General features: G+C 40.6%; 12 protein-coding genes and 5 pseudogenes. 2 read left to right on the forward strand and 15 right to left on the reverse strand.

The window, feature by feature from the left end; genetic code table 11:
* Positions 1-118: 118 nt before the first annotated feature.
* A pseudogene (locus RGF10_RS17635) lies at positions 119-1,382 on the reverse strand (aminotransferase class I/II-fold pyridoxal phosphate-dependent enzyme).
* Between the two features lie 18 nt (positions 1,383-1,400).
* Positions 1,401-2,667 (reverse strand): annotated as a pseudogene (hflX, locus tag RGF10_RS17640) (GTPase HflX).
* 192 nt (positions 2,668-2,859) lie between these two features.
* Here hflX and RGF10_RS17645 point away from each other — a divergent pair.
* Positions 2,860-3,495, forward strand: coding sequence for a trimeric intracellular cation channel family protein (locus RGF10_RS17645; RefSeq protein WP_318504293.1), 636 nt, complete (start codon positions 2,860-2,862; stop codon positions 3,493-3,495).
* Positions 3,496-3,560: 65 nt separating this feature from the next.
* On the opposite strand, the gene spoVK is transcribed toward RGF10_RS17645, so the two are convergent.
* The 3 genes from spoVK to miaA all read right to left on the reverse strand — a co-directional run bounded on the left by spoVK (position 3,561) and on the right by miaA (position 6,081).
* Positions 3,561-4,514: a stage V sporulation protein K gene (gene spoVK, locus RGF10_RS17650; RefSeq protein WP_318504299.1), complete on the reverse strand. Its 954-nt coding sequence runs from the start codon at positions 4,512-4,514 to the stop codon at positions 3,561-3,563.
* Between the two features lie 351 nt (positions 4,515-4,865).
* A complete protein-coding gene (gene hfq, locus RGF10_RS17655) occupies positions 4,866-5,099 on the reverse strand; it encodes an RNA chaperone Hfq (RefSeq protein ID WP_318504306.1) in 234 nt (77 codons plus the stop codon).
* A gap of 28 nt (positions 5,100-5,127) precedes the next feature.
* Positions 5,128-6,081 (reverse strand): tRNA (adenosine(37)-N6)-dimethylallyltransferase MiaA, encoded by a 954-nt coding sequence (gene miaA / locus RGF10_RS17660; RefSeq protein ID WP_318504313.1) that lies wholly within the window; start codon positions 6,079-6,081, stop codon positions 5,128-5,130.
* Positions 6,082-6,387: 306 nt separating this feature from the next.
* Between miaA and mreBH the strand changes: the two genes are divergently transcribed.
* Positions 6,388-7,401, forward strand: a complete 1,014-nt coding sequence (mreBH, locus tag RGF10_RS17665; RefSeq protein WP_318504319.1) for a rod-share determining protein MreBH — start codon at positions 6,388-6,390, stop codon at positions 7,399-7,401.
* A 222-nt stretch (positions 7,402-7,623) separates the two neighbouring features.
* Here mreBH and mutL read toward each other — a convergent pair whose 3' ends face one another.
* From mutL to RGF10_RS17715, 10 genes and pseudogenes are all read right to left on the reverse strand, one after another.
* Positions 7,624-9,747 carry a DNA mismatch repair endonuclease MutL gene (gene mutL / locus RGF10_RS17670; RefSeq protein ID WP_318504324.1) on the reverse strand — a complete coding sequence of 708 codons (2,124 nt, stop codon included), beginning with the start codon at positions 9,745-9,747 and terminating at the stop codon, positions 7,624-7,626.
* 79 nt (positions 9,748-9,826) lie between these two features.
* Positions 9,827-12,506: pseudogene (gene mutS / locus RGF10_RS17675) on the reverse strand (DNA mismatch repair protein MutS).
* A gap of 480 nt (positions 12,507-12,986) precedes the next feature.
* A complete protein-coding gene (locus RGF10_RS17680; protein ID WP_318504328.1) occupies positions 12,987-13,535 on the reverse strand; it encodes an outer spore coat protein CotE in 549 nt (182 codons plus the stop codon).
* A 216-nt stretch (positions 13,536-13,751) separates the two neighbouring features.
* On the reverse strand, positions 13,752-14,177 hold the full coding sequence (locus RGF10_RS17685) for a YlbF/YmcA family competence regulator (RefSeq protein WP_318504334.1): 426 nt from the start codon (positions 14,175-14,177) through the stop codon (positions 13,752-13,754).
* Between the two features lie 4 nt (positions 14,178-14,181).
* Positions 14,182-15,723, reverse strand: coding sequence for a tRNA (N6-isopentenyl adenosine(37)-C2)-methylthiotransferase MiaB (gene miaB, locus RGF10_RS17690; RefSeq protein ID WP_318504340.1), 1,542 nt, complete (start codon positions 15,721-15,723; stop codon positions 14,182-14,184).
* Between the two features lie 486 nt (positions 15,724-16,209).
* The gene (locus RGF10_RS17695; RefSeq protein ID WP_318504347.1) at positions 16,210-18,093 is read right to left on the reverse strand and encodes a PTS fructose transporter subunit IIABC; all 1,884 of its coding nucleotides are present in this window, start codon (positions 18,091-18,093) and stop codon (positions 16,210-16,212) included.
* Positions 18,093-19,017: pseudogene (gene pfkB, locus RGF10_RS17700) on the reverse strand (1-phosphofructokinase). The gene RGF10_RS17695 and the pseudogene pfkB overlap by 1 nt, the downstream one beginning before the upstream one ends.
* On the reverse strand, positions 19,014-19,763 hold the full coding sequence (locus RGF10_RS17705; RefSeq protein WP_318504354.1) for a DeoR/GlpR family DNA-binding transcription regulator: 750 nt from the start codon (positions 19,761-19,763) through the stop codon (positions 19,014-19,016). The pseudogene pfkB and the gene RGF10_RS17705 overlap by 4 nt, the downstream one beginning before the upstream one ends.
* Before the next feature lie 186 nt (positions 19,764-19,949).
* Positions 19,950-20,817, reverse strand: a pseudogene (locus tag RGF10_RS17710) (2-oxoacid:ferredoxin oxidoreductase subunit beta).
* 1 nt (position 20,818) lies between these two features.
* On the reverse strand, positions 20,819-22,555 hold the full coding sequence (locus RGF10_RS17715) for a 2-oxoacid:acceptor oxidoreductase subunit alpha (RefSeq protein ID WP_318504360.1): 1,737 nt from the start codon (positions 22,553-22,555) through the stop codon (positions 20,819-20,821).
* Positions 22,556-23,052 lie beyond the last annotated feature (497 nt).

Consider the following 23,052-nt stretch of genomic DNA (forward strand, 5'->3'; position numbering starts at 1 on the left):
TCAACTCAACGTTAGGTTTTATCACATAATTTTCACTATAATTATTTAAATTTTAAAAATGATTTCTTCGATATGATTGTACACTAATTGCGTCGAAAAAACAGTTTTTTTTTATTTTTCAAATAAAATCCTTGTCGAATAATTGATTTAATGCCGTGCATATCGCAATTTTTACATGTGAATAGGTTAATCCACCTTGGACGTAAGCAACATAAGGTGGTCTAGTGGGACCATCTGCAGTTAGTTCGATGCTTGCTCCTTGGATAAAGGTACCTGCAGCCATGATTACATCGTCATCATAACCCGGCATATAGCTCGGGTATGGCGTCACATGTGAATTGATTGGTGACGCGAATTGAATTGCCTGACAAAAGGCCACCATTTTATCGCGATCATCAAATTGAACCGATTGAATCAAATCCGTACGAATGGCGTTCCATTTCGGTTGCGTGTTCATTCCTAGCTTCTCCAGCATGGCTGAAGTAAATACAGCTCCTTTTAGTGCTTGACCGACTACATGCGGTGCAAGAAAGAAGCCTTGATACATTTCCTGAAGGCTGTATAATGATGCGCCCGCTTCTGCACCAATACCCAGGTGATGTCATTCGATAAGAACATGCCTCAACGAATTCCTTCTTTCCTACTATATAGCCACCAGTTTTAACTAAACCGCCACCAGGATTTTTGATTAATGAACCAGCCATTAAATCCGCGCCGACGTGGCAAGGCTCTAAATCTTCAACAAATTCGCCGTAGCAATTATCAACAAACACGACTACATCCTGTTTAATTTCTTTGACGAATGAGATCATTTCTTTAATTTCAGCAACCGTAAACGATGGTCTTGTAGCATATCCCTTTGAACGTTGAATACCAATCATCTTTGTATTCGGCCCAATCGCTTTAGCGACAGCCTCTAAATCTACGGTTCCCGCGTCGGTGAGCGAAACACTTTGATAAGTAATTCCGAATTCCTTTAATGAGCCGACTCCGTTTCCACGAATACCTACAATTTCTTCTAATGTATCGTACGGTTTACCAGTTATGTAGAGGAGCTCATCACCAGGTCTTAGAATTCCAAATAATGAGATGGAAATAGCATGTGTCCCGGAAATGATTTGCGGACGAACTAAGCCCGCCTCTGCTCCAAATACTTCTGCATATATTTTTTCTAACGTATCTCGACCGATATCATCATACCCATAGCCAGTCGACGGGATAAAATGAGAATCACTTACTCTGTTATTTTGATAACTTTTTAGGACGCGAAATTGGTTGAATTCAATTCGCTCCTCAATTTGTTTGTGGATGGGTGCGATTTGCGCTTCGACTTCGTTGACTAACGCTTGTAATCGTTCCCCATGCGCAAGCTGTTGATACATGTACTTTCCCCTATCTTCTTAGACTGAATATATTTTTAGCTGTCCAGCAATTTGTTGGTCTGTGTAGGCAAACCCCTTACAAGTATACATCTGTTTTTCCTCTTCAAAAACGAGTTCTCGTAAAATGGTTTCGTTTTTTAATTGCGAAAGAAGCTTTCCTTCCGTTGATGGAATCAGCACATGGTAGGCTTCCATCATCCCTATCACCAGCTCTTCAACCTTTTGCTTCAATCCTTGACGATCACTTTCGTCAAACGCACTAATCGTGATGGTTTCCGTCTTGGCCGTTGGAACAAAATCATCGTGCATTAGATCTCTTTTATTATAGACAGTCAGTTGTGGCAAATGCTCGTTATCAAGCTCCTCAAGCAATTCCTGAACCGTTTTTTCATGTTGAAAATAATCCGGATTAGCGCAATCGACCACATGGAGCAAAAGGCTTGCCTCATTGACTTCTTCTAATGTCGAGCGGAATGCTGCGATTAGAGTTGTTGGTAAATCCTGCAAAAACCCAACTGTATCGGTTATTAGCGTTGTGAATCCACTCGGTAAAATCATTTTCCTTGTTGTTGGATCCAGTGTGGCGAAAAGTTGATTTTCTTCAAGCGTCTCCGCCTCGGTTAACCGATTAAAAAGAGTCGATTTTCCGGCATTTGTATAACCTACAATGGCGATTTGAAACGCTTTGTTTTTCTTCCGTCTTTCACGGTAACGGTCACGATGCCCAACGATAACGGTAAGCTGCGTCTTAATATCATCGATTCGTCTGCGAATATGACGGCGATCGGATTCGAGTTTTGTTTCCCCTGGTCCCCGTGTTCCAATTCCTGCACCTAATCTGGATAATTGCGTTCCTTGTCCAACAAGCCTTGGGAGCATATACTGAAGCTGTGCAAGTTCAACCTGCAATTTCCCTTCTTTTGATTGAGCACGTTGCGCGAAAATATCAAGAATGAGCTGGGTTCGATCAATAACCCTGGGCCTCAAATTGCCTGGAAAGGTTTCGAATTTGGCTCGGTGACAGTTCGTCATTAAAGATAATAACGTCCGGTTCAAGCTCTTCCTCTAATGCCTTTAACTCTTCTAGCTTCCCTTTACCTATGTACGTGGCTGGATGGACTCGATCACGCTTTTGTGTTAACGAAATCATCACTTTCCCTTTTGCCGTATCGGTAAGGGAGGTCAGTTCGTCCAGTGAATACTGAAAATGCAGATCATCAACTTGTGACGTTTGACAGCCGACTAATATGACTTTTTCAAGCTCTGTTTGTCGTTCCAATCGCATACCTTCTTTCTGTATGATCTATCCTTATTCTATCAAATTTAATTACAATACCATAATTTCTCATTATTCTACAAATTTCACTAAGAAAACAGTTGAAAATCCCTTTTTCCATGATAAAATTTTATTGTTGAGCAGAGTTCACGATATTGTCATATTTTTATAAAAATTTAAGGCACAGGAGTTGTACATCGGATGACTTGGGAAGTATTAAGTATGATTGGCACGATCGCCTTTGCAGCAAGTGGTGCGTTTGTTGCAATGGAAGAAGAATATGATATATTGGGCGTTTACATATTAGGAATCGTGACCGCATTTGGTGGTGGGGCCATCCGCAACCTTCTAATTGGCTTACCTGTGTCTGCATTATGGAATCAAGGAATTTATTTTACTGTTGCTTTACTATCAATCACGATCATTTTTCTATTCCCGAATAAATTACTGCGCCATTGGCAGCGTTGGGGCAATTTTTTTGATGCCCTTGGATTATCAGCATTTGCGATTCAAGGTGCACTTTATGCAACAAAAATGAATCATCCCATCAGCGCAGTCATTGTTGCTGCAATTTTAACCGGAGCTGGTGGTGGAATGATTCGCGATTTACTTGCAAAAAGAAAACCACTCGTTCTTAAAGAAGAAATATACGGTCTTTGGGCCATTCTTGCAGGGCTGGTAATTGGGCTCGGTATCGCTAACTCAGGTTTAGAGCTTTACCTATTATTTACTATCATCACCGTATTTAGAATTCTCTCTTATACTTATGATTGGAAGTTACCTATTCGTAGCATGTCCACTACGCAGGAAAAATTACAAAGTATGCGAGGGCAATAGGTTTATTTTACACAGAATAATAGAAAGAAGCTGACCAATCAGTCAGCTTTTTTTGATTCTGTAGCTTATGATTCCTCAAATACTAGATCATTACTCCTGATGGTAAGTAGCTCATGGCGATCATAGCTATTCTGCATGAGAATTCGCATTGATTGTGAGCGAATTGATTTTTCAATGATATTTCTGACATAACGTCCATTTGAAAATCCACTCGGGCTCAGTTCAGATTTTACATAAACCAAATGCCCTCTCAGTCTTTTTTCCGCTTCATGGCTTAACACATATTCTCGATCATTGAGCATCAGTCCGGCAATGTCCATTAATTGCTCAATTGAATAATCAGGAAAATCAACCACTAATGGAAATCGCGAATGCAGACCGGGATTTAAGCTTAAAAAATAATCCATTTCTCTCGAGTAACCAGCAAGAATGAGAATGAATTCATGCTGTTTATCTTCCATGTGTTTCACAAGTGTATCGATTGCCTCTTTCCCAAAATCCTTCTCTCCACCGCGCCCTAGCGAGTAAGCTTCATCAATAAACAGAATACCTCCTAGCGCTTTTTTTACTAGGTCCCGTGTCTTTTGAGCTGTATGGCCAATGTATTCCCCAACAAGGTCCGCCCGTTCTGCTTCAATTAAATGTCCTTTCGTTAGGACATTCATTTTTAAGAAAAGTTTACCGATAAGTCTTGCAACCGTTGTTTTTCCTGTACCCGGATTGCCTTTAAACATCATGTGCAGAGCCTGTTTTTCAGCTCTCAACCCCATCTCTTCCCGTTTCTTATTCACGTAAATCCAGGCATAGATTTCTTTTATCATTCGTTTCATTTCTTCCATTCCAACGAGCAGTCCAAGCTCTGCCTCAATTTCTTTTAAAGCTGTATGCTCAGGGGGGATGCTCTTTGGAACAACTTTTTGAGAAGGATCTGAGATAGGTTTTGCTAACTCATTCCGCTTTTGCGAATTTAGTACAATGCTAATCTGTCCATTATTTTTCATGCGCATTGGTTGATCCAAAGCCTTCACCTCTCATTCTAAAACAGTATACGCTGCAAAAATGCGTTTGTGACAAATGCCTATATCATTAGCTTTTTTTCCTATATAAAATGGTTCATCTGCTCGACATACGGAATTTAACAGTTTATAACATTGTTTAACTGATTTCTGATGGACTCGCAAACGACAATGTCGCCTCTCTTATATGTATTCAGGACATTAACAATTCATTATGTTTTTTAGTTGGTTGAAGAAAATCAAGTTATTTCGAGTTGATCATATTATTAGCCATTCTCCCCTGTCTACGAAACGAAACAAAAAAAACGACTCACCTGACTCGGTGAATCGTTTTTATCATCTATTTAAGGAGGATTACTGTCCGCCTTCTAAATCTAATTGAACATTGCGTTGAGGGGCAAAGGTAGAAATCGCATGCTTGTAAACTAGCTGTTGTTTTCCTTCTGATTCAAACAAGACCGTAAAATTGTCAAATCCTTTGATTTGTCCTCTTAGCTGAAAACCATTCAATAAAAACACAGTAACATTTGTACCGTCCTTGCGGAGCTGGTTTAAGTATTGGTCTTGGATATTAATGGATGTTTTCATTACAGATCCTCCTCTTTTATCTCTACTATTATGTATTCGATTTTAGTTTTAGCTTTCCTTCAATATAGGCAGAAATTTCAGTGATTTTTTTTTCAACCGAAAGACTGTCGCCCATATCAAACCATTTTACACTCATTTTGTTGCGAAACCAAGTTAATTGCCTTTTGGCATATCTCCGTGAGTTTTGTTTTAGCATATCAATCGCATCTAGCAAAGAGATATGTCCATCTAAATATTGATATATTTCTTTGTACCCGATCGCCTGAATGGATTGGCACTCCCTTAGTCCACGATTATATAGGGATTGGACCTCCTCAAGCAAACCTTCCTCTACCATGATATCAACGCGGCGGTTAATCCGCTCATAAAGTTGATCGCGTTCCATCGTCAATCCAATTAATGCGGTATCGTATAGAAGTTCTGGTGATTGATTTGCTTGTGTCTCTTCCTTTGTCTTGCCTGTACAATGAAATATCTCAAGGGCACGAATCACACGACGAACATTATTGGGATGAATCTCACTCGCGCTTTGTGGATCAATTCTTACTAATTCATCATGTAATACTTGATTCCCTTCTTTTTCGGCACGTTTTTCAAGATTTTTTCTATAATCTGGATTGGATGGCGCTTCGGAAAAATGATAATCGTAAATAGCCGCTTGGATATAAAGTCCTGTACCGCCAACGATAATTGGAAGCTTGTTCCGTAAGGCAATCTCCGCAATTTTTTCTCGAACTAGCTCTTGAAACTCGGCAGCCGAAAAATCCTGGTCAGGATTTCGAATATCGATTAAATGATGCGGAATCCCTTCCATTTCCTCTTGTCTAATTTTAGCGGTACCAATATCCATTCCTCGGTATATTTGCATGGAGTCACCACTAATGATTTCCCCGTTGTACTGCTTAGCCAATTCAATGCTAAGCTTCGTTTTCCCTACAGCAGTCGGACCAATAATGACCACCAATTTTTGTTTATTTATCAATGATTTCACACAGCCTTTAGCTTTTTACACAATTTTACTCACACTGCGAAAAAGATTTTCCGCAGGCTTCTCCCCCTTATCTTATCATATTTATCAATGTTGTTTGAACATCTAAACATTATCACCAAATCAAATCTTGCTTATACAAACGTTTTCCTATTGTAAACGTTCTAATATTACCATATCGTATCTATTTTACGCCTGAGTAACAAACCGTTAACAACTGTATATCAACCCCCTTAATCCTACCTTTTTCGACAGAAGCATATAAAGGCTAAATATATTTTTTTGATAGGGAGAGACATTATGATTACAACTGCAGAAATTGGTATAGATTTAGGAACAGCAAATATCCTTGTTTCTTCTAAGAATAAAGGAGTCATTTTTAACGAACCAGCTGTCGTGGCGATTGATAAAAACACAAAAAAGGTACTGGCAGTCGGGATTGAAGCCAAAGAAATGATCGGCAAAACGCCGGAAAATATCGCAGCAATTCGTCCATTAAAGGATGGGGTCATTGCAGACTATGACGTTACAACAGACATGCTGAAATATATTTTGAAAAAAGTAGGGAAGATTGGTGGCTTCACCATTCGAAAGCCAAATGTGATTGTGTGTACCCCTTCAGGCTCAACAAGTGTCGATAGGCGCGCGATTCAGGATGCTGTTCGTAGCGCAGGAGCGAAAAAGGTTCATTTGATTGAGGAGCCAGTAGCTGCGGCAATCGGAGCGGGCTTAGCGGTCGACGAACCGGTTGCCAACGTTGTTGTTGATATCGGCGGTGGTACAACAGAGGTCGGGATTATTTCCTATGGTGGAGTTGTCGCCTGTCATTCGATTCAGATCGCTGGCGATCAAATGGATGACGATATCATTCAATATGTGCGCAAGAATTATAATCTTCTCATTGGCGACAGAACAGCCGAGAAAATCAAAATGGAAATTGGGCACGCACTAGCAAATCATGAGGAAATGACGATGGAGGTTCGCGGTCGCGATTTAGTTACCGGATTGCCAAAAACGATTACGTTGTCCTCACGGGGCATTCACGAAACGCTGATGGAATCGTTATTAGCGATTTTAGAAGCGATCCGGGCAACACTTGAGGACTGTCCTGCAGAATTAAGCGGAGACATCGTCGACCGTGGTGTTATATTAACTGGCGGCGGCTCATTACTTCATGGAATTGAAGATTGGTTAAGCCAAGAAATTTCCGTTCCCGTCCATCTCGCTCCTCAACCGTTTGAATCGGTCGTCCTTGGAGCTGGTAAAGCACTAGGTTATTTTAATTTATTGCATGCTGCGAGTAAGGAAGGTTAAGTTGGTCGAGTTTTGTTGGTGGGCGAATAAATCGTGAGTCTAGGCGAATAATTCCTCGTTTCGGCGAATAATCGTGAATTCAGGCGAATAAATTCACGATTGGAGCGAATAAATCGCAAATTAAGCGAATAAACAGGCGCCGCGCTACTCCTCCGCCTAACTTTTCAAAATAACAAAATAAAGAGGCTGCAAGGAGATTTTCTTCCCTGCAGCCTCTTCTATTTACATTACTCTTTTAAACATTTTTTCTAATTCATAGGTTGAAAAATGAATGATAATTGGGCGCCCATGTGGACAGGTAAATGGGTCGGATGTCGTTCTTAGCTTATCGAGCAAGGCTTGTATTTCGTCGTTTCGTAAATGATGATTAGCCTTGATCGACGCCTTACAGCTCATCATAATCGCCGCTTCCTCACGCAACTTTTTAATGTCAACTTTTTTCATTATTAAAAGCTGCTCAATCATATCCTCAATAATTTCCTTTTCTTCCCCTTTTGGAAACCATACGGGATGTGCCCGAACGATGTAGCTATTGATACCAAACTCCTCTAAAAACACGCCAACCTTTTCGAGCTCGTGCTTATGCTCTTCAATTTTCAACGCTTCATCTAACGAATATTCAAAGGTCATCGGCACAAGCAATTCTTGTAACTCACTATCTACTTGTCCGACCTTTTCCTTATAATATTCATACTTAATCCGTTCCTGTGCCGCATGCTGGTCAATCAAATATAAACCCTTATCATTTTGCGCCAAAATATAGGTTCCGTGCATTTGCCCGATTGGATAGAGAGGTGGAACACGTGAGGCAACCTGCTGATGGACGGGTTGAACGGAAACCTGATTGTGATGTGACGGCTGAGGAACTGAATCAGTGTAATAGTCCTCGCCTGATTGTTCATCAGTACCATCGAAATGATCTTCTTCAACATCATTGCGTTCGTCGGCATGTTGATGCTCAACAGGAATTTGCTGATTAACTCGGTCTAAGGATCCTTCATTTTCTTTAGCAGTCTGTTGATCGACCGCAACTTCGCGATGTACAGAATCCCGAGATTCACTAGGTGCAAACTTCGGAGCTGCAAATGCTCCCCCACTATTCATCATCACAAGATTGGCGACTGCTTCGGCCACTTGTGGAGAAAACCCGCCGCCTCTAACATTCCCAGTATCACTTTGCGGAGAACGAGGTGCGGATGACGCATTTTGTTCAGCCGTATCCCGCTTGTTCTCACCTAAACCTGTTGATTGTTGACCTCGCATCGATTCTGTTTCAGAAGGTAAATGATCAAGTTCTAAGTAGGTTTGCTCCGATTTTGGCTTTTCGATTTTTGGCGCTGTATAGCCAGATGGGATCAATTGTTGACTTTTAAATGCATCCTTAATAATCCAACTGACTAACGAATTTAATTCCTGCTCCTTGCTTAATCGAACCTCAAGCTTAGATGGATGGACATTCACATCAACAAGGATCGGATCCATATTTATGTTGATCATAACGATTGGAAAGCGGCCAATCGGTAACAGAGTATGGTAGCCTTCTTGGATTGCTTTGACCAAGGAGTAATTTTTAATAAAACGACCATTGATCATCGTTGAGATATAATTTCTTGAAGCTCTCGTTATTTCAGGTAATGCCACATAGCCATCAATCGTAAAATCTAATGAAGAACCGCTAATCGGGATCATTTTTTTCACAATATTCATTCCGTAAATTGCGGCAAGAACCTGGCGAACATCACCATTACCTGTTGTTTGCATAAGCTGCCTGCCATTATGAATTAACCGAAACGAAACCTCGGGATGTGCTAGCGCAAGGCGGTTAACAAGATCGGTTATATTCCCTAATTCGGTATGAATCGTCTTCATATATTTTAGCCGCGCAGGCGTATTAAAAAATAAATCACTAATTGTGATGTCTGTTCCTTTTCGACTCGGTGCTTTCTCATTCGCGACAACGTGTCCGCCTTCAATAACGACGCTGGTTCCCGCGCTCAAACCTGTTGACGTTTTGATTTCAAGCCGTGAAACAGAGGCGATACTTGGCAAGGCTTCTCCACGAAATCCTAGTGTACGAATTCTGAATAAGTCCTTCTCATCCTTGATTTTACTCGTTGCATGGCGTTGGAAAGCAATCAGGACATCCTCTTCCTCGATTCCAGCTCCATTGTCGATGATTCGTATTTTTGCAAGACCTGCCTCTTCCACATCAATTTCAATGATGGTACTACCTGCATCGATTGAGTTTTCGACTAATTCCTTTACAACTGAGGCAGGCCGTTCGACAACCTCACCTGCGGCAATTTTATTTGATAGAGCGTCATCCAGCAGAATGATTTTTCCCATGATTGCTCACCTCCGTGCTGATTTATTAAAGTGTGTTAATCTGATTGTTGATTGGAGCGACAGTACGCTTTGCGGACAGTTACCCTTTAACTTTCTTATGAAGCTCATATAACATGTTCATCGCCTGAAGTGGCGTCATCTCAAGTAAATCCATTTCTTTTAACTGGTCGAGAACTTTGCGTTCTTTGGAATTTAGGTCTTTCTTTTTTGGTTCTTTTATTTCGTCAAAAAATGAAAGTTGCGCATCTCCCACTTGGGCTGGCTGCTCAACTTCTTTATTTTTCATAGGAACTAGATCTTGCTGCTCTGTTGGATTCGTAACTTGCGAATTTACTAGCTTAACTACTTGCGCTGAATTCTTCTGTTCCTGTTGTTCGTCCTTATGCTCGAGCGCTTGGAGGATTTCATTGGCGCGGCTGATAACCTCTTGTGGCAGTTCAGCAAGCTCGGCCACATGAATTCCATAGCTTTTATCGGCTGCTCCTTCTTTAATTTTATGAAGGAAGACGACTTTTCCGTTTTGCTCAACCGCACTGACATGGACGTTTTTCAACATGTCTAACGCTTCATCGAGTACGGTTAACTCATGATAATGGGTTGAGAATAGGGTTTTTGCACCGATGCGATGATGGATGTATTCGATCATTGCCTGGGCTAGCGCCATTCCGTCATAGGTTGAGGTTCCACGGCCGATTTCATCGAATAAAATCAGGCTGGATGCCGTTGCGTTTGTAATGGCATTTTTCGCTTCGAGCATTTCAACCATGAAGGTACTTTGACCGGAAATTAGGTCATCCGCTGCACCGATTCTCGTAAATACTTGGTCAAAAATCGGTAGGACAGCTTCTGTTGCCGGGACATAGCAGCCAATTTGCGCTAAGATCGCCGTTAATGCGACCTGACGCATATACGTACTTTTACCTGACATATTCGGCCCCGTAATCAACAGGATTTCACGCTCTGCGTCCATGTAGCAATCATTTGGAACGTAACTTTGCGCATTCAAAACCTTTTCGACAACAGGATGACGGCCGTCTTTTAGGTAGATTTTCCGTTCAGATGAAAACTGTGGCTTCACGTAATGGCGTTCTTCACTCACCGTCGCAAAGCACTGCAGTACATCCAGCTCGCTAATGCGTTTGGCCAGTGCCTGCAAATTTGGGATATATTCTTTAATTTTTTCACGAATTTCTGTGAAAAGCTCGTATTCTAACTCAACGATTTTTTCTTCAGCCTGTAATATTAATGCTTCTTTTTCCTTTAATTCAGGAGTGATAAAGCGCTCGGCATTCGATAGCGTCTGCTTACGTTCGTATTGATCGTTTTGAAGTAGATGCAGGTTGGCTCTTGTGATTTCGATATAATAACCAAACACACGGTTATAGCCAATTTTCAGTGATTTAATGCCTGTTTTTTCGCGCTCTTGCCGTTCTAATTGGGCAATCCATGTTTTGCCGTTCCGACTCGCATCACGATAACGATCGAGTTCTTCATGGTAGCCATCCTGAATGATGTTTCCTTCTTTTAGAGAGATTGGCGGATTTTCCACTAAAGCTCGTTCAAGTAGGTCGGTTACTTCTTCACAGGGATCAAGTTGCTGTGCCAGTGTTGTGGCTGTGTCGTTCGGTAAGCTCCCTACTAATTGTTTAATGGCAGGGATTTGCCAAAGTGAACGTTTGAGTTGAACTAAGTCACGTGCATTGACGTTTCCAAACGCGACTCGACCGGAAAGTCGTTCTAGGTCGTATACCTCGGTTAATTTTTCACGAAGGTCCTGACGTTCAAAATAATGAGTTAAAAACGTGTCGACAAGGGAATGACGTCGCTCGATTTCATCACGGCTTATCAGAGGGCGATCAATCCATTGCTTCAGGAGGCGGCCACCCATAGCCGTCTTCGTTTCGTCTAATAGCCAGAGCAGCGAGCCTTTCTTGCCTATTGAGCGGATTGTTTCTGTTAATTCAAGGTTGCGCTTCGAATAATAATCGATTTTCATAAATTGTTGAATCTGATATGGCAAAACCAGGTTGTAAATGATCCAGACTTCTTTTTTGCGTACGGTATAAGTAGTTTAGCAGTCTTGATATGGTTTGACGCATTTTTGGTTGGTCTAGGTTTTGCAAGAGTGGTTCGTAATGGGTTGGCGTTGCTACATCATCTTCTAACGAAATTGTGACGGTTGCCCGCTCGCGAATTTTCCGCTGCAGCTCTTCTGGGAACGTCGAAGCTACAACGACTTCCTTCGCCCCTGAGATCGATAATTCATTTAGCACTTCATCAAAGCTACCTGCTAGTAAGGCAACGCGATTTTCTCCTGTGGACAAATCGTTATAAGCAAAGCCGTACGTTTCGTCGTCTTCAAAAATCGTAATCGATGCAAGGTAGTTGTTTTCTTTTTCACTGAGGCCACGGCCCTCCATCATCGTTCCTGGAGTAATCAGTTGAACGACCTCACGCTTGACGACTCCCTTCGCCTGACGCGGGTCTTCGGTTTGTTCGCAAATTGCGACCTTGTAGCCTTTTTCAATTAATTGTTCAATGTATTGTGGAGCTGAATGATGAGGGACACCGCACATTGGGATTTTCCCATCGCCCCCGCCTTCACGGCTCGTTAACGTAATTTCAAGTTCCTGTGATGCGCGAATCGCGTCATCGAAGAACATCTCGTAAAAATCTCCTAAACGAAAAAATAAAAAGGCATCTTGGTAGTCTGCCTTCACCTGTAAATATTGTTGTATCATCGGCGTATAGGTTGCCATAATTTCCTCCAACATTCTTAAACTATCAGTTCTTTTTCGACAATTAATTATACCATACTGAAATATTGATGGAGATAAGAAACCTTTACCTATTTTTTTATGGTGTGGGGATTTTGGGGTGAAGAGGTTGGTTGCTCGCATTGGATTGGTGGATTTTGGGTTTCGCGCGAGTTAACTTGCTTATCGTTACCAGGTGAGCGTTTTTTTGGGGTGCGCGGGCACGATCGCCGGGTTATCGTTACCTCTCGAGCAGTTTTTTGGGGTGTACGGGCACGATAGCTGGCTTATCGTTACCGAGCGAGCGGTTTTTTTGGGGACACGGGCACGATAGCTGGCTTATCGATACCGCTCAAGCGGTTTTTCGGGGGACGCGGGCACCATACCCGTTTTCCGTTTCCATGCTAACTTTTTCGGGATACACCAACACGATGTCTCCCCCAATCAAAAAAAACTAGGAAGCAAGACCTTCCTAGTTTCTGCTTATTTTTTCTTTTCGCTTTTTTCCTTGAGGAAATCTGGGTTTAAATCTTTGAATTCATCATCAAGATCTGTTCCCCAATCATCTTCATGATTGCCACATTTTCCTGGGCTAACGGCTACACAAACTTTTGTTTCACCGATTACCTCAACAAGAAACTCTCTTTCAACGTGGACGACGATTTTGCTTCCACTCTGTGAAATCACTGCCTCGCAGCAATTCGGTTGTTGTAGGACACGTGCGATTACTTCTTGATCATCGAAGCTGCCTGGGTCACGGTGTTTAAGTTTCACGGTATCTGAATAGCTTACACGCTCAGTTACTACCTCTGTCTTTGTATTATCACAATATGAGTACCAAACGTTAATGTCATAAGTACCGTGGATCTCTACAGTTTTTCCGACCTTTTTCGCCTCGTATTTATGGTTAATGATCCAACAGCCGAGAATGCTGGACGGTGTGTGATCAGGGCAGATTGTATGTTTAGACTGTGTATATTTACGTCCCTTCGCCACAACCGCTTTCGTAATAATCTCTCTGTATTCTCCCATTGCGAGCGAACCTCCTCATTCATTTTCAATTCATCCTATGCGAGATATTAGACTAGTGTGCGACAATTTTAACCCCTGCGGTAAAAGTTTAGGCATAGTTCATAGTATGATTTTTACGAAGAGTGGTTCCGAAAATTCGATTGTCCCGAAAAGATTCCAAAAATAAAAAACCAGACGCGAATGAAACATCGCCATCTGGTTTTTACAATATGAATTTTAGTGGTTACAATGATCGTGCTCGAGCGCAGCTCCAGTTTTTCCTTGAAGTAGGTCTCCACCAGTAGAGGTGATGATTTCGTCTGTCACTGTATTGGAAATAGTTGACGCAATGATTTGCAGCAATTCATTGACTTCGATTTGAGATTGCTTAAATTCTTGAACAACTGGAATTTCATCTAGTTCTGCTTCAAGCTGAGCAATTTTGTCCTCGACATTTTTTAACGCATTTTCTTTTCCATAATGATGAAGATTAACAGCTTGTTTTTGTAAGCCTTTAATGGTGCTAATTGTTTGCGCAACTTTTTCATTATCATGGATTTTTGCTTCTGCTTTTTTGAAAAAATCAACCTCTTCTGTTTCAGAAATCATTTGTGCAAGTTCTTTTGCTCTTGCGACGATATCATCCTTTGTATACTTCCCCATACTCCTACACCTCGACTGGTTCAAATTCTTCTACGATTTCTCCGTTTAATGACCATGTTTTTGCTTCGGTAATTTTCACTTTAACAATTTTACCAATTGCCGTTTTTGGACCGGTGAAGTTTACTAATTTATTTTTGCGAGTGTAGCCCGCTAAAACATCTGAGTTGTTTTTACTTTCCCCTTCAACTAGTACTTCTACAATTTGGCCCGTATATTGTTTCATCGCCTCAGCTGATAGTTCATTTACAAGGTTGTTTAGGCGTTGTAACCGTTCTTTTTTCACTTCCATCGGAACGTTGTCTACCATTTTGGCAGCAGGTGTTCCTTCACGAGGAGAGTAAATAAACGTGTAAGCAGCTTCATATCCTACTTCACGATATAATGATAACGTTTCTTCGAATTGCTCATCCGTTTCGTTCGGATATCCAACAATGATGTCTGTGGTTAGGGTTACATCTGGAATCGCCGCTTTAATTTTTCGAACAAGCTCAAGGTATTGCTCACGATTGTATTTTCTCGCCATAATTTTCAATACTTCGGTTGATCCGGATTGAACTGGCAGGTGTATATGCTCCATCAGGTTGCCTTTTTTCGCTAAAACTTCGATTAAGTGATCATCGAAGTCGCGTGGATGGCTTGTTGTAAAGCGAATTCGTGGTACGCCAATGTTGCGAATTTCATCCATTAAATCGCCAAGACCGTATTTCATATCGCTAAAATCCTTACCATATGCATTCACGTTTTGGCCTAGTAAGGTGATTTCCTGATATCCCTGTGCAGCAAGATTACGCACTTCTTGAATAATGTCCTCTGGTCGACGGCTACGCTCTTTTCCACGCGTAAAAGGTACGATACAGTACGTACAGAATTTATCACAGCCGTACATAATATTTACCCATGCCTTGATGTTACCGCGGCGGACCTTCGGAAGATTTTCAATTACGTCACCTTCCTTCGACCAAACCTCAATAACCATTTCTTTAGACATATACGCTTCTTGTAAAATATGTGGTAAGCGGTGGATATTATGCGTTCCAAAAATCATGTCAATAAAGTTATGCTTGGAAAGAATTCGATTGACGACGGATTCTTCCTGTGACATACAGCCACATACACCAAGAAGAAGATCTGGCTTTTCAGTCTTTAAAGCTTTAAGGTGACCAATTTCACCAAATACTTTGTTCTCCGCATTTTCGCGGATCGCACACGTATTTAATAGAATGACATTGGCGTCCTCAACAGAATCAGTAGGCTCATAGCCAAGGCTTAAAAAGATTCCCGCCATAACCTCTGTATCATGCTCATTCATTTGACAGCCGTAGGTGCGAATGTAGAATTTTCTTCCGTCACCCATACCGCGGAATTCTTCAGGAATTTTGAAGTCATTATGATACTTAACTTCTTCCTTCCCACGAGATTTCGCATCTTTTAACGATGGAGCTGTAATTACGGTTTCGAAGTACTGGCTGTAATCCTTGTCGGATTTTTTGTCCGAAGAATTAGCACCCTGCACTTGTTGACCTTCTAAACGTTGCTTTTCATTCATGTTCCTGTATTGCTCCTTCCATTTTACAATAAAGTGTTACTTTCGTCAGTTTATGAGTGATTTCCCTCTCTTTTTTGACTAGGTGGAACAAAAAAAATATCACGTACATCCCATTTATTCCATTAGTGACAAATCACATACACATTATAATAGTATAAAGCCAAAAAACGCTGAAAACAATAGAAAACCTTTCCGTGCTTGTGCGGTTGAAGTGTGCGGAAAAAGGGACATTGAAGTTAGCTGCTGTTAATTTCTTGTCCTAATTGATTTTCTTTTGGGTATATCCGCCTGTTTCGCCTGAATATCCGCCTGTATTAATGGTTCACCGCCTGTTTTCGTATTTTATCCACCTGTTTTGACCAAATATCTGCCATTTGACAAAGTTCGACAACCATATCCACCACCGACACATACATGCACTCGCCCTTCCTCTTAGACGATCCACACAGAAAAACGGCAGCGAATCATCGCTGCCGTCTATGTCTTCTATTCTGTAACTGGTTTCTTTAAGAAACCGATTAGCAATGCACTGACCATTGTTCCTGCTAAAATGGCTAACAAATACAGGAGCCAGTTGCCATCCACTAGAGGAACAACGAACATTCCGCCGTGTGGAGCACGAATTCCGATGCCGAACATCATCGATAATGCACCTGTTACAGCTGCTCCAGCCATTACGGATGGAATAACACGTACTGGGTCAGCAGCTGCAAATGGAATTGCACCCTCAGTGATAAACGATAGACCCATAATGTAGTTTGCTTTACCAGCATCTTTTTCTTGTTTTGTAAATTTATTTTTAAATAGAGTAGTAGCTACTGCAATTGCAAGAGGTGGGACCATTCCAGCAGCCATAATTGCTGCCATTGGCTCATAAACACCGTTTGCTAATAAACCTGTACCAAAAACGTATGCTGCTTTATTAACAGGACCACCCATATCAAATGCCATCATTAAACCAAGGATAATTCCAAGTACTACTGCATTTCCAGTTCCAATTCCTGATAACCACTCTGTAATTGCACTATTTAAAAGACCAACTGGTTTGTTAATTCCGAATACCATGATGAATCCTGTCAATGCAATCCCTAACAAAGGGTATAAAAGGATAGTTTTGATTCCTTCAAGAGAAGCAGGTAAACCACTTAACACTTTTTTCAATCCGACAACTAAATAACCTGCTAAGAAGCCGGCAATCATTCCACCAAGGAAACCTGCACCACCTGCTGCTGCCAAAATTCCTCCAACCATACCAGGTGCAAATCCAGGACGGTCTGCTATACTCATCGCAATGAAACCAGCTAACACTGGTACAATAAATCCAAACGCTCCGCTTCCGCCACCAATGGTCATGAGAGCTTCAGCAATCACATTATAGGTCGGATCATTTGGGTCAAATGCCTTATAACCAAACATGAACGAGATGGCGATGAGGATACCACCACCGACAACGAACGGAAGCATGTTGGAAACACCGCTCATCAAATGCTTGTAAATGGTCGCGCCTACACTTAAGCCTTTTTGTGAACCAGACTTATTCTCAGAAACATCTCCAGCCGAACCTTTATAAACCGGTGCATCTTGATTTACAGCACGGTTGATTAATTCCTGAGGTTTGCGAATTCCATCAGCAACAGCCGTTTCAATGACATGCTTTCCTTTAAAGCGAGCCATTTCCACTTTTGTATCCGCTGCAACAATAACCGCTGTTGCATTTTCAATTTCTTCTTGAGTTAACACATTCTTCGCTCCACCAGAACCGTTTGTTTCAACTTTAATCTCTACACCCAGTTCAGCTGCTTTCGCTCGAAGGGAATCTGCAGCCATATAAGTGTGGGCGATACCAGTTGGGCAAGCCGTTACAGCAACGATAAATTGCTTTTTACCCGCCATGCTTTGCTCTTCTTTTTCATCCTGGGAATCATAGCTATCGATAATCGAGATCACTTCTTGAGCAGTCTTAGCATTTCGTAACTTTTCACGTGCATCCTCATTCATTAATATAGAAGATAAACGAGACAACGCCTCTAAATGAGTATTGTTTGCACCTTCTGGGGCTGCAATCATAAAGAACAAATGGGCAGGCTGGCCATCAAGAGATTGATAGTCTACGCCTTGCGTTGATTTTCCAAAGGCAATCGCTGCTTGTTTCACAGCAGTCGTCTTTGCATGTGGGATTGCAATACCTTCCCCAATTCCCGTTGTACTTTGGCTTTCTCTTGCTAGAATAGCCTTTTTATATGCATTTTTATCTGTAAGTTTACCAGCTTTGTCAAGTACAGTAACAAGAGCATCAATCGCTGACTCTTTCGTCGTGCCTGGGATTGATAGAGTGATCGTATCCTGAGTTAATAATTCAGTAATTTTCATTAGGCTCTCTCCTTGTATGGTTGGATGTTTACTTCATGGCGTAATTGTTCTACTTTATCAAGCGTACAAAGTCCAATTGAAAAGGCCGTTGCACTACCTGATGCGACGCTATATTGAAAAGCAGCGTCAAAATCACCTGATTCTCTGTATTTCGCTAAAAATCCAGCTACCATAGAGTCACCAGCACCTACTGAACTTTTCACTTCTCCTACCTGGAACATTAGCGATCAATACTGTTTCTTTGTTGATAAAAACTGCCCCACTTCCTGCAAGTGAAACGATTACATTTTGAGCTCCTCTTTCAACGAGCTTTTTCCCATAATAAACCGCTTCTTCACAGGTTGTTATTTCAGCTTCGAAAATTTCTCCCAGTTCATGATGGTTAGGCTTAATCAGAAATGGATGATACGGCAATACCTTCATTAACAGTTCACCTTCAGCGTCGACAACAAATCCAGCCCCATTTTCAGCACAAATCTTAACAAGCTCTTCATAGGTCGTTTTTGGTAATGTCGATGGAATGCTTCCTGCTAAAACAAGGACATCTTCACGGGTTAATTTTTTAATTTTTTCCTTTAATGCATCAAAATCAGCCTGTTGAATGTTAGGTCCCTTTGCATTGATTTCTGTTTCTTTTTCTGTTCTAACCTTAATATTGATTCTTGTATCTTCTTTCACCTGAACAAAATCCGTAGAGATTGATTCATTTTGAAGATAATCTTCAATATACTTTCCAGTAAAACCACCAATGAAACCAAGGGATTTACTAGGTACACCCATTACATTTAAAACTCTTGAAACATTTATGCCTTTGCCACCAGGAAATTTGTCTTCTCGGCTTGAGCGATTCAACTCACCTGGATGAAATTCTTCTAATTGGACAATGTAGTCAACTGAAGGATTTAAAGTTAATGTGTAAATCATGTTGTCACAACCTTAATTGTAGTTTTGCTATGGTACGTTTCTATCGATTCATGATTCATTTCGTTTGTAATAATGACTGCTTCATGCAGATCGGCAATTTTCGCAAAAGCAATTTCCGAGAATTTTGAGTCATCGGCTAATACAAATGCCTCGCGCGATAATTCGATTGCTTTTTGTTTAATCATCGCCTCTTCCTGGTCTGGCGTAGTGTATCCATACTGAGGATGAATTCCGTTTACTCCCATAAAGCATTTATCAAACCGATAGTTTTCAAGACTTAGTAATGCACCCCGTCCGATGATGGCTCCGGTTTTCTTCTTGGCTTGACCACCGACGAGAAAAAGGTCAATTCCTTTTTCCATTATTGGACTGACATGCATTAATCCATTTGTTACAACGACAATATTATCTGGTAAGAATGGAATCATCTCAAAAATAGTCGAGCCTGCATCAAGATAAATACAATCGCCTTCTTCCACCAAGCCTGCTGCAAAATGAGCAATTTCTTTCTTCATTTGAAGGTTTTTGGATGATTTTTCTGTCATGCTCATTTCCTGCAGTTTTCCTTGGAGTAGTGCAGCACCTCCGTGAATTCTTTTTAGGAATTTCTCTTCCTCTAATTGAGTAAGATCACGACGAATCGTTGATTCAGAGCTATTTGTTAAATCAACAAGATCCTGTATTTTCACGGTGTTTTGTTCTTTTAAGATTTTTAAAATTAATTGATGTCTCTCTGGAGTTAACATATTCATCACCCCTTTGAACAATATATTACTGCAAACGATTCCATAAATCAATCACAATCTTTCAATTTCAATCAATTACCACCAAAATATTTGACAGATTGTGAACGTTTTTAGGATGTCCTTCATTTTCTAGAACATACTAAAAACCCGCTAGGTTAGAACCTAGCGGGTTTGGAAAGTCTATTTTTATACGAATTCTTCAACAAGCTTGTCAAAGTATTCTTGGTCTAATTCAAGGTTTGCTTGAGTTAGAGGTTTTTCTGAGTAGCCAGAAATTAAATCTTGGTAAGATTTTCTTTCTGTATTTTGATAAATTAGTCCAGTTAATAGACCTTTGTTTTCCATCAATGATTGCATCGCTTTTTCGCGATTTGATGGATCATAGCCTTCAATTGAGCTAGTTTTTGTTAAGTTTTCTTTAAACCAGTCATAAGTGTTCACTTTATTATAAGTTACACATGGACTAAACACATTGATTAAAGAGAAGCCTTCATGTTTGATTCCTGCTTCAATTAGAGCAGTTAAATCCTTCAAATCAGTAGAGAAGCTTTGAGCAACAAATGTTGCACCAACTGTTAAGGCAAGTTCAATTGGTGAAATCGCTTGTTCAACTGATCCCATAGGCGTTGATTTTGTTTTAAATCCAGCAGCTGAACGAGGAGATGTCTGCCCCTTCGTTAAACCATAGATTTGGTTATCCATTACAATGTAAGTAATGTTGATGTTACGACGGATTGCATGGACAGTATGACCCATACCAATTGCGAATCCATCACCGTCACCGCCTGAAGCGATAACCGTTACATCACGGTTTGCCATTTTCACCCCTTGGGCGATTGGCAATGCACGACCATGGATACCGTGGAAGCCATATGAGTTAATGTAACCGGAAATACGTCCAGGAACAACCGATACCAGAGATTACAGCTAAGTTTTCAGGCGTTAAACCGACATTTGCAGCTGCACGTTGAATTGCAGCTTGCACTGAAAAGTCTCCACATCCAGGACACCAGTTTGGTTTCACATCATTACGAAAGTCTTTAAATGTGGCCATTTTAGAACAACTCCTTGCATTTTGAATGAACTTCATGCGGCAAGAACGGATTTCCGTCATACTTCACAATTTTAACCAACTTATCAGCACATGGAACATTCATTTTAATGATGTTAGCAAGCTGACCAGTTGCGTTGTTTTCAACTACTGCAATTTTCTTAGCAGAATTGATTAGTGGTAGCATTTCATCAAGCGGGAATGGGTGGATTAGACGCATATGTGCGTGGTTTACCTTTAATCCATCTTGCTCTAAACGAACAATCGCTTCTTCAATTGCACCTCTAGTAGAGTTGAAACCAACAATTAGTAGATCGGCATCCTCATGCGGAGCGTTTTTGTAGACTGGTGTATTAAATTTCAAGTTTGCTATTTTTCTAAAACGCTTATCCATCTGTGCAATACGATTTGCAGCAGATTCAGACGGTTTACCTGTTTCAGCATGTTCTACCCCAGTTACATGGTGGATACCATTTTTCATACCAGGAATAGTACGTGGAGAAACTCCATCCTCTGTTACTTCATAACGTTTAAAGTAGCCTTTATTTTCAACCTCAGGAAGCTCTTCATTAACTAGCTTACCACGGCGAATTTCGATTTTACTATAATCTAGCGGTTCAACTGTTTGTTTACCAAGTGATAATTGCAGGTCTGTTAATAAGATGACTGGCAATTGGTACTCTTCTGCTAGATTAAATGCTTCAGCAGCATCATAGAATGCCTCTTCAACTGTACTTGGCGCCATTACAATCTTTGGAATTTCACCATGTGTTCCGTAGATCATTGCCATTAAATCTGATTGCTCTTGCTTAGTTGGTAGACCAGTAGATGGACCACCACGTTGTGTATCAACAATAACAATAGGAGTTTCTGTGATACCTGCTAGTCCGATTGCTTCCATTTTTAATGAAAGACCAGGACCTGCAGAAGCTGTAATAGAACGAACTCCAGCGTAGTTAGCACCGATAGCCATTGTTGCAGCTGCGATTTCATCTTCTGTTTGAATAACAGCTCCACCTAATGCTGGTAATTTCTTAATTAAATATTCCATAATTTCAGAAGCAGGTGTTATTGGATAAGCTGCCATGAAGCGACATCCACCAGCCATTGCTCCCATTGCGATTGCATCATTACCAATCATAAACAGACGCTTTTGGCCATCCGCTTTTTCAAGATGCATTGGTTCAATGCCATCATTAAGCTTTTCCTTCATATATTCAAAACCAGAACGAATTGCTTCCATGTTTTTGTCAACGACTTGCTGACCCTTTTTACCAAAGATCTCTGTTACTACTTCTTCGAATACATGAATATCAAGGTCTAGCACGGCACTAGTTGCCCCGATTGCTACCATGTTCTTCATTAATGAAGTACCAAGTTCAGTCGCGATTTCTGTGAATGGAACCGCATACAATGAAGCCTTTGTATCTGCTGGTTGTTGTGGATTAAACTTTGCATCTGCCATGATAACTCCGTTGTCGTGGAGTTCTTTATAGTTTAGATCAATCGTTTCTTGGTCAAATGCAACCAAAATGTCAAGATCATCTGAGATGGAACGAACTTCTTTCGTACTTACGCGGATTTTATTATTTGTGTGGCCGCCTTTAATACGAGATGAAAAGTGACGATATCCATACAAATAGTAGCCTAAACGATTTAAGGCTATGGAAAATATTTCCCCTGTACTTTCTATGCCTTCCCCTTGCTGCCCGCCAACTTTCCATGAAAGCTGATTAATCATTTCTTACACCCCTTTGGATACGTTAAGAAAATATGTAGAATATTTTTACATTCTCAGTGTAGCACCTTCCTCAGCAATTCACTAGAAATTAACCTTATTGAAAAAAGAATTTCCTATAAAATTTTTAAAGTATGGTACTAAACGATTACAATTCTAGACCTTACTGTCAAAAATTGCAACCCTTAAAGACTAAATTTTGACGAAAATGTGAATATTTTTTTATTTTAAGAAATATTATTGATTTGCTTCAAAAAAAGTGATTGATTACTCGTCTATTTAAGTGGAAAAACCCTATAAATACAAGGGATTATCTGTTTTATAACGATATTGGCATTTTGCCAAATTAAACATTTGTATTTGTATATGTATTTTAAAATAGTTTTTTTATGGAGTTGGAATATGATTCAATATTTGGGGTTTAGAAAATACACAAAAAAAACCCTGTTTGCAATTGCACCAAACAGGTATTTTGTGTATAACCTTCTATTGTTTTTTAA

The organism is Bacillus sp. T3, assembly GCF_033449965.1.
Taxonomy (GTDB): domain Bacteria; phylum Bacillota; class Bacilli; order Bacillales; family Cytobacillaceae; genus Bacillus_BU.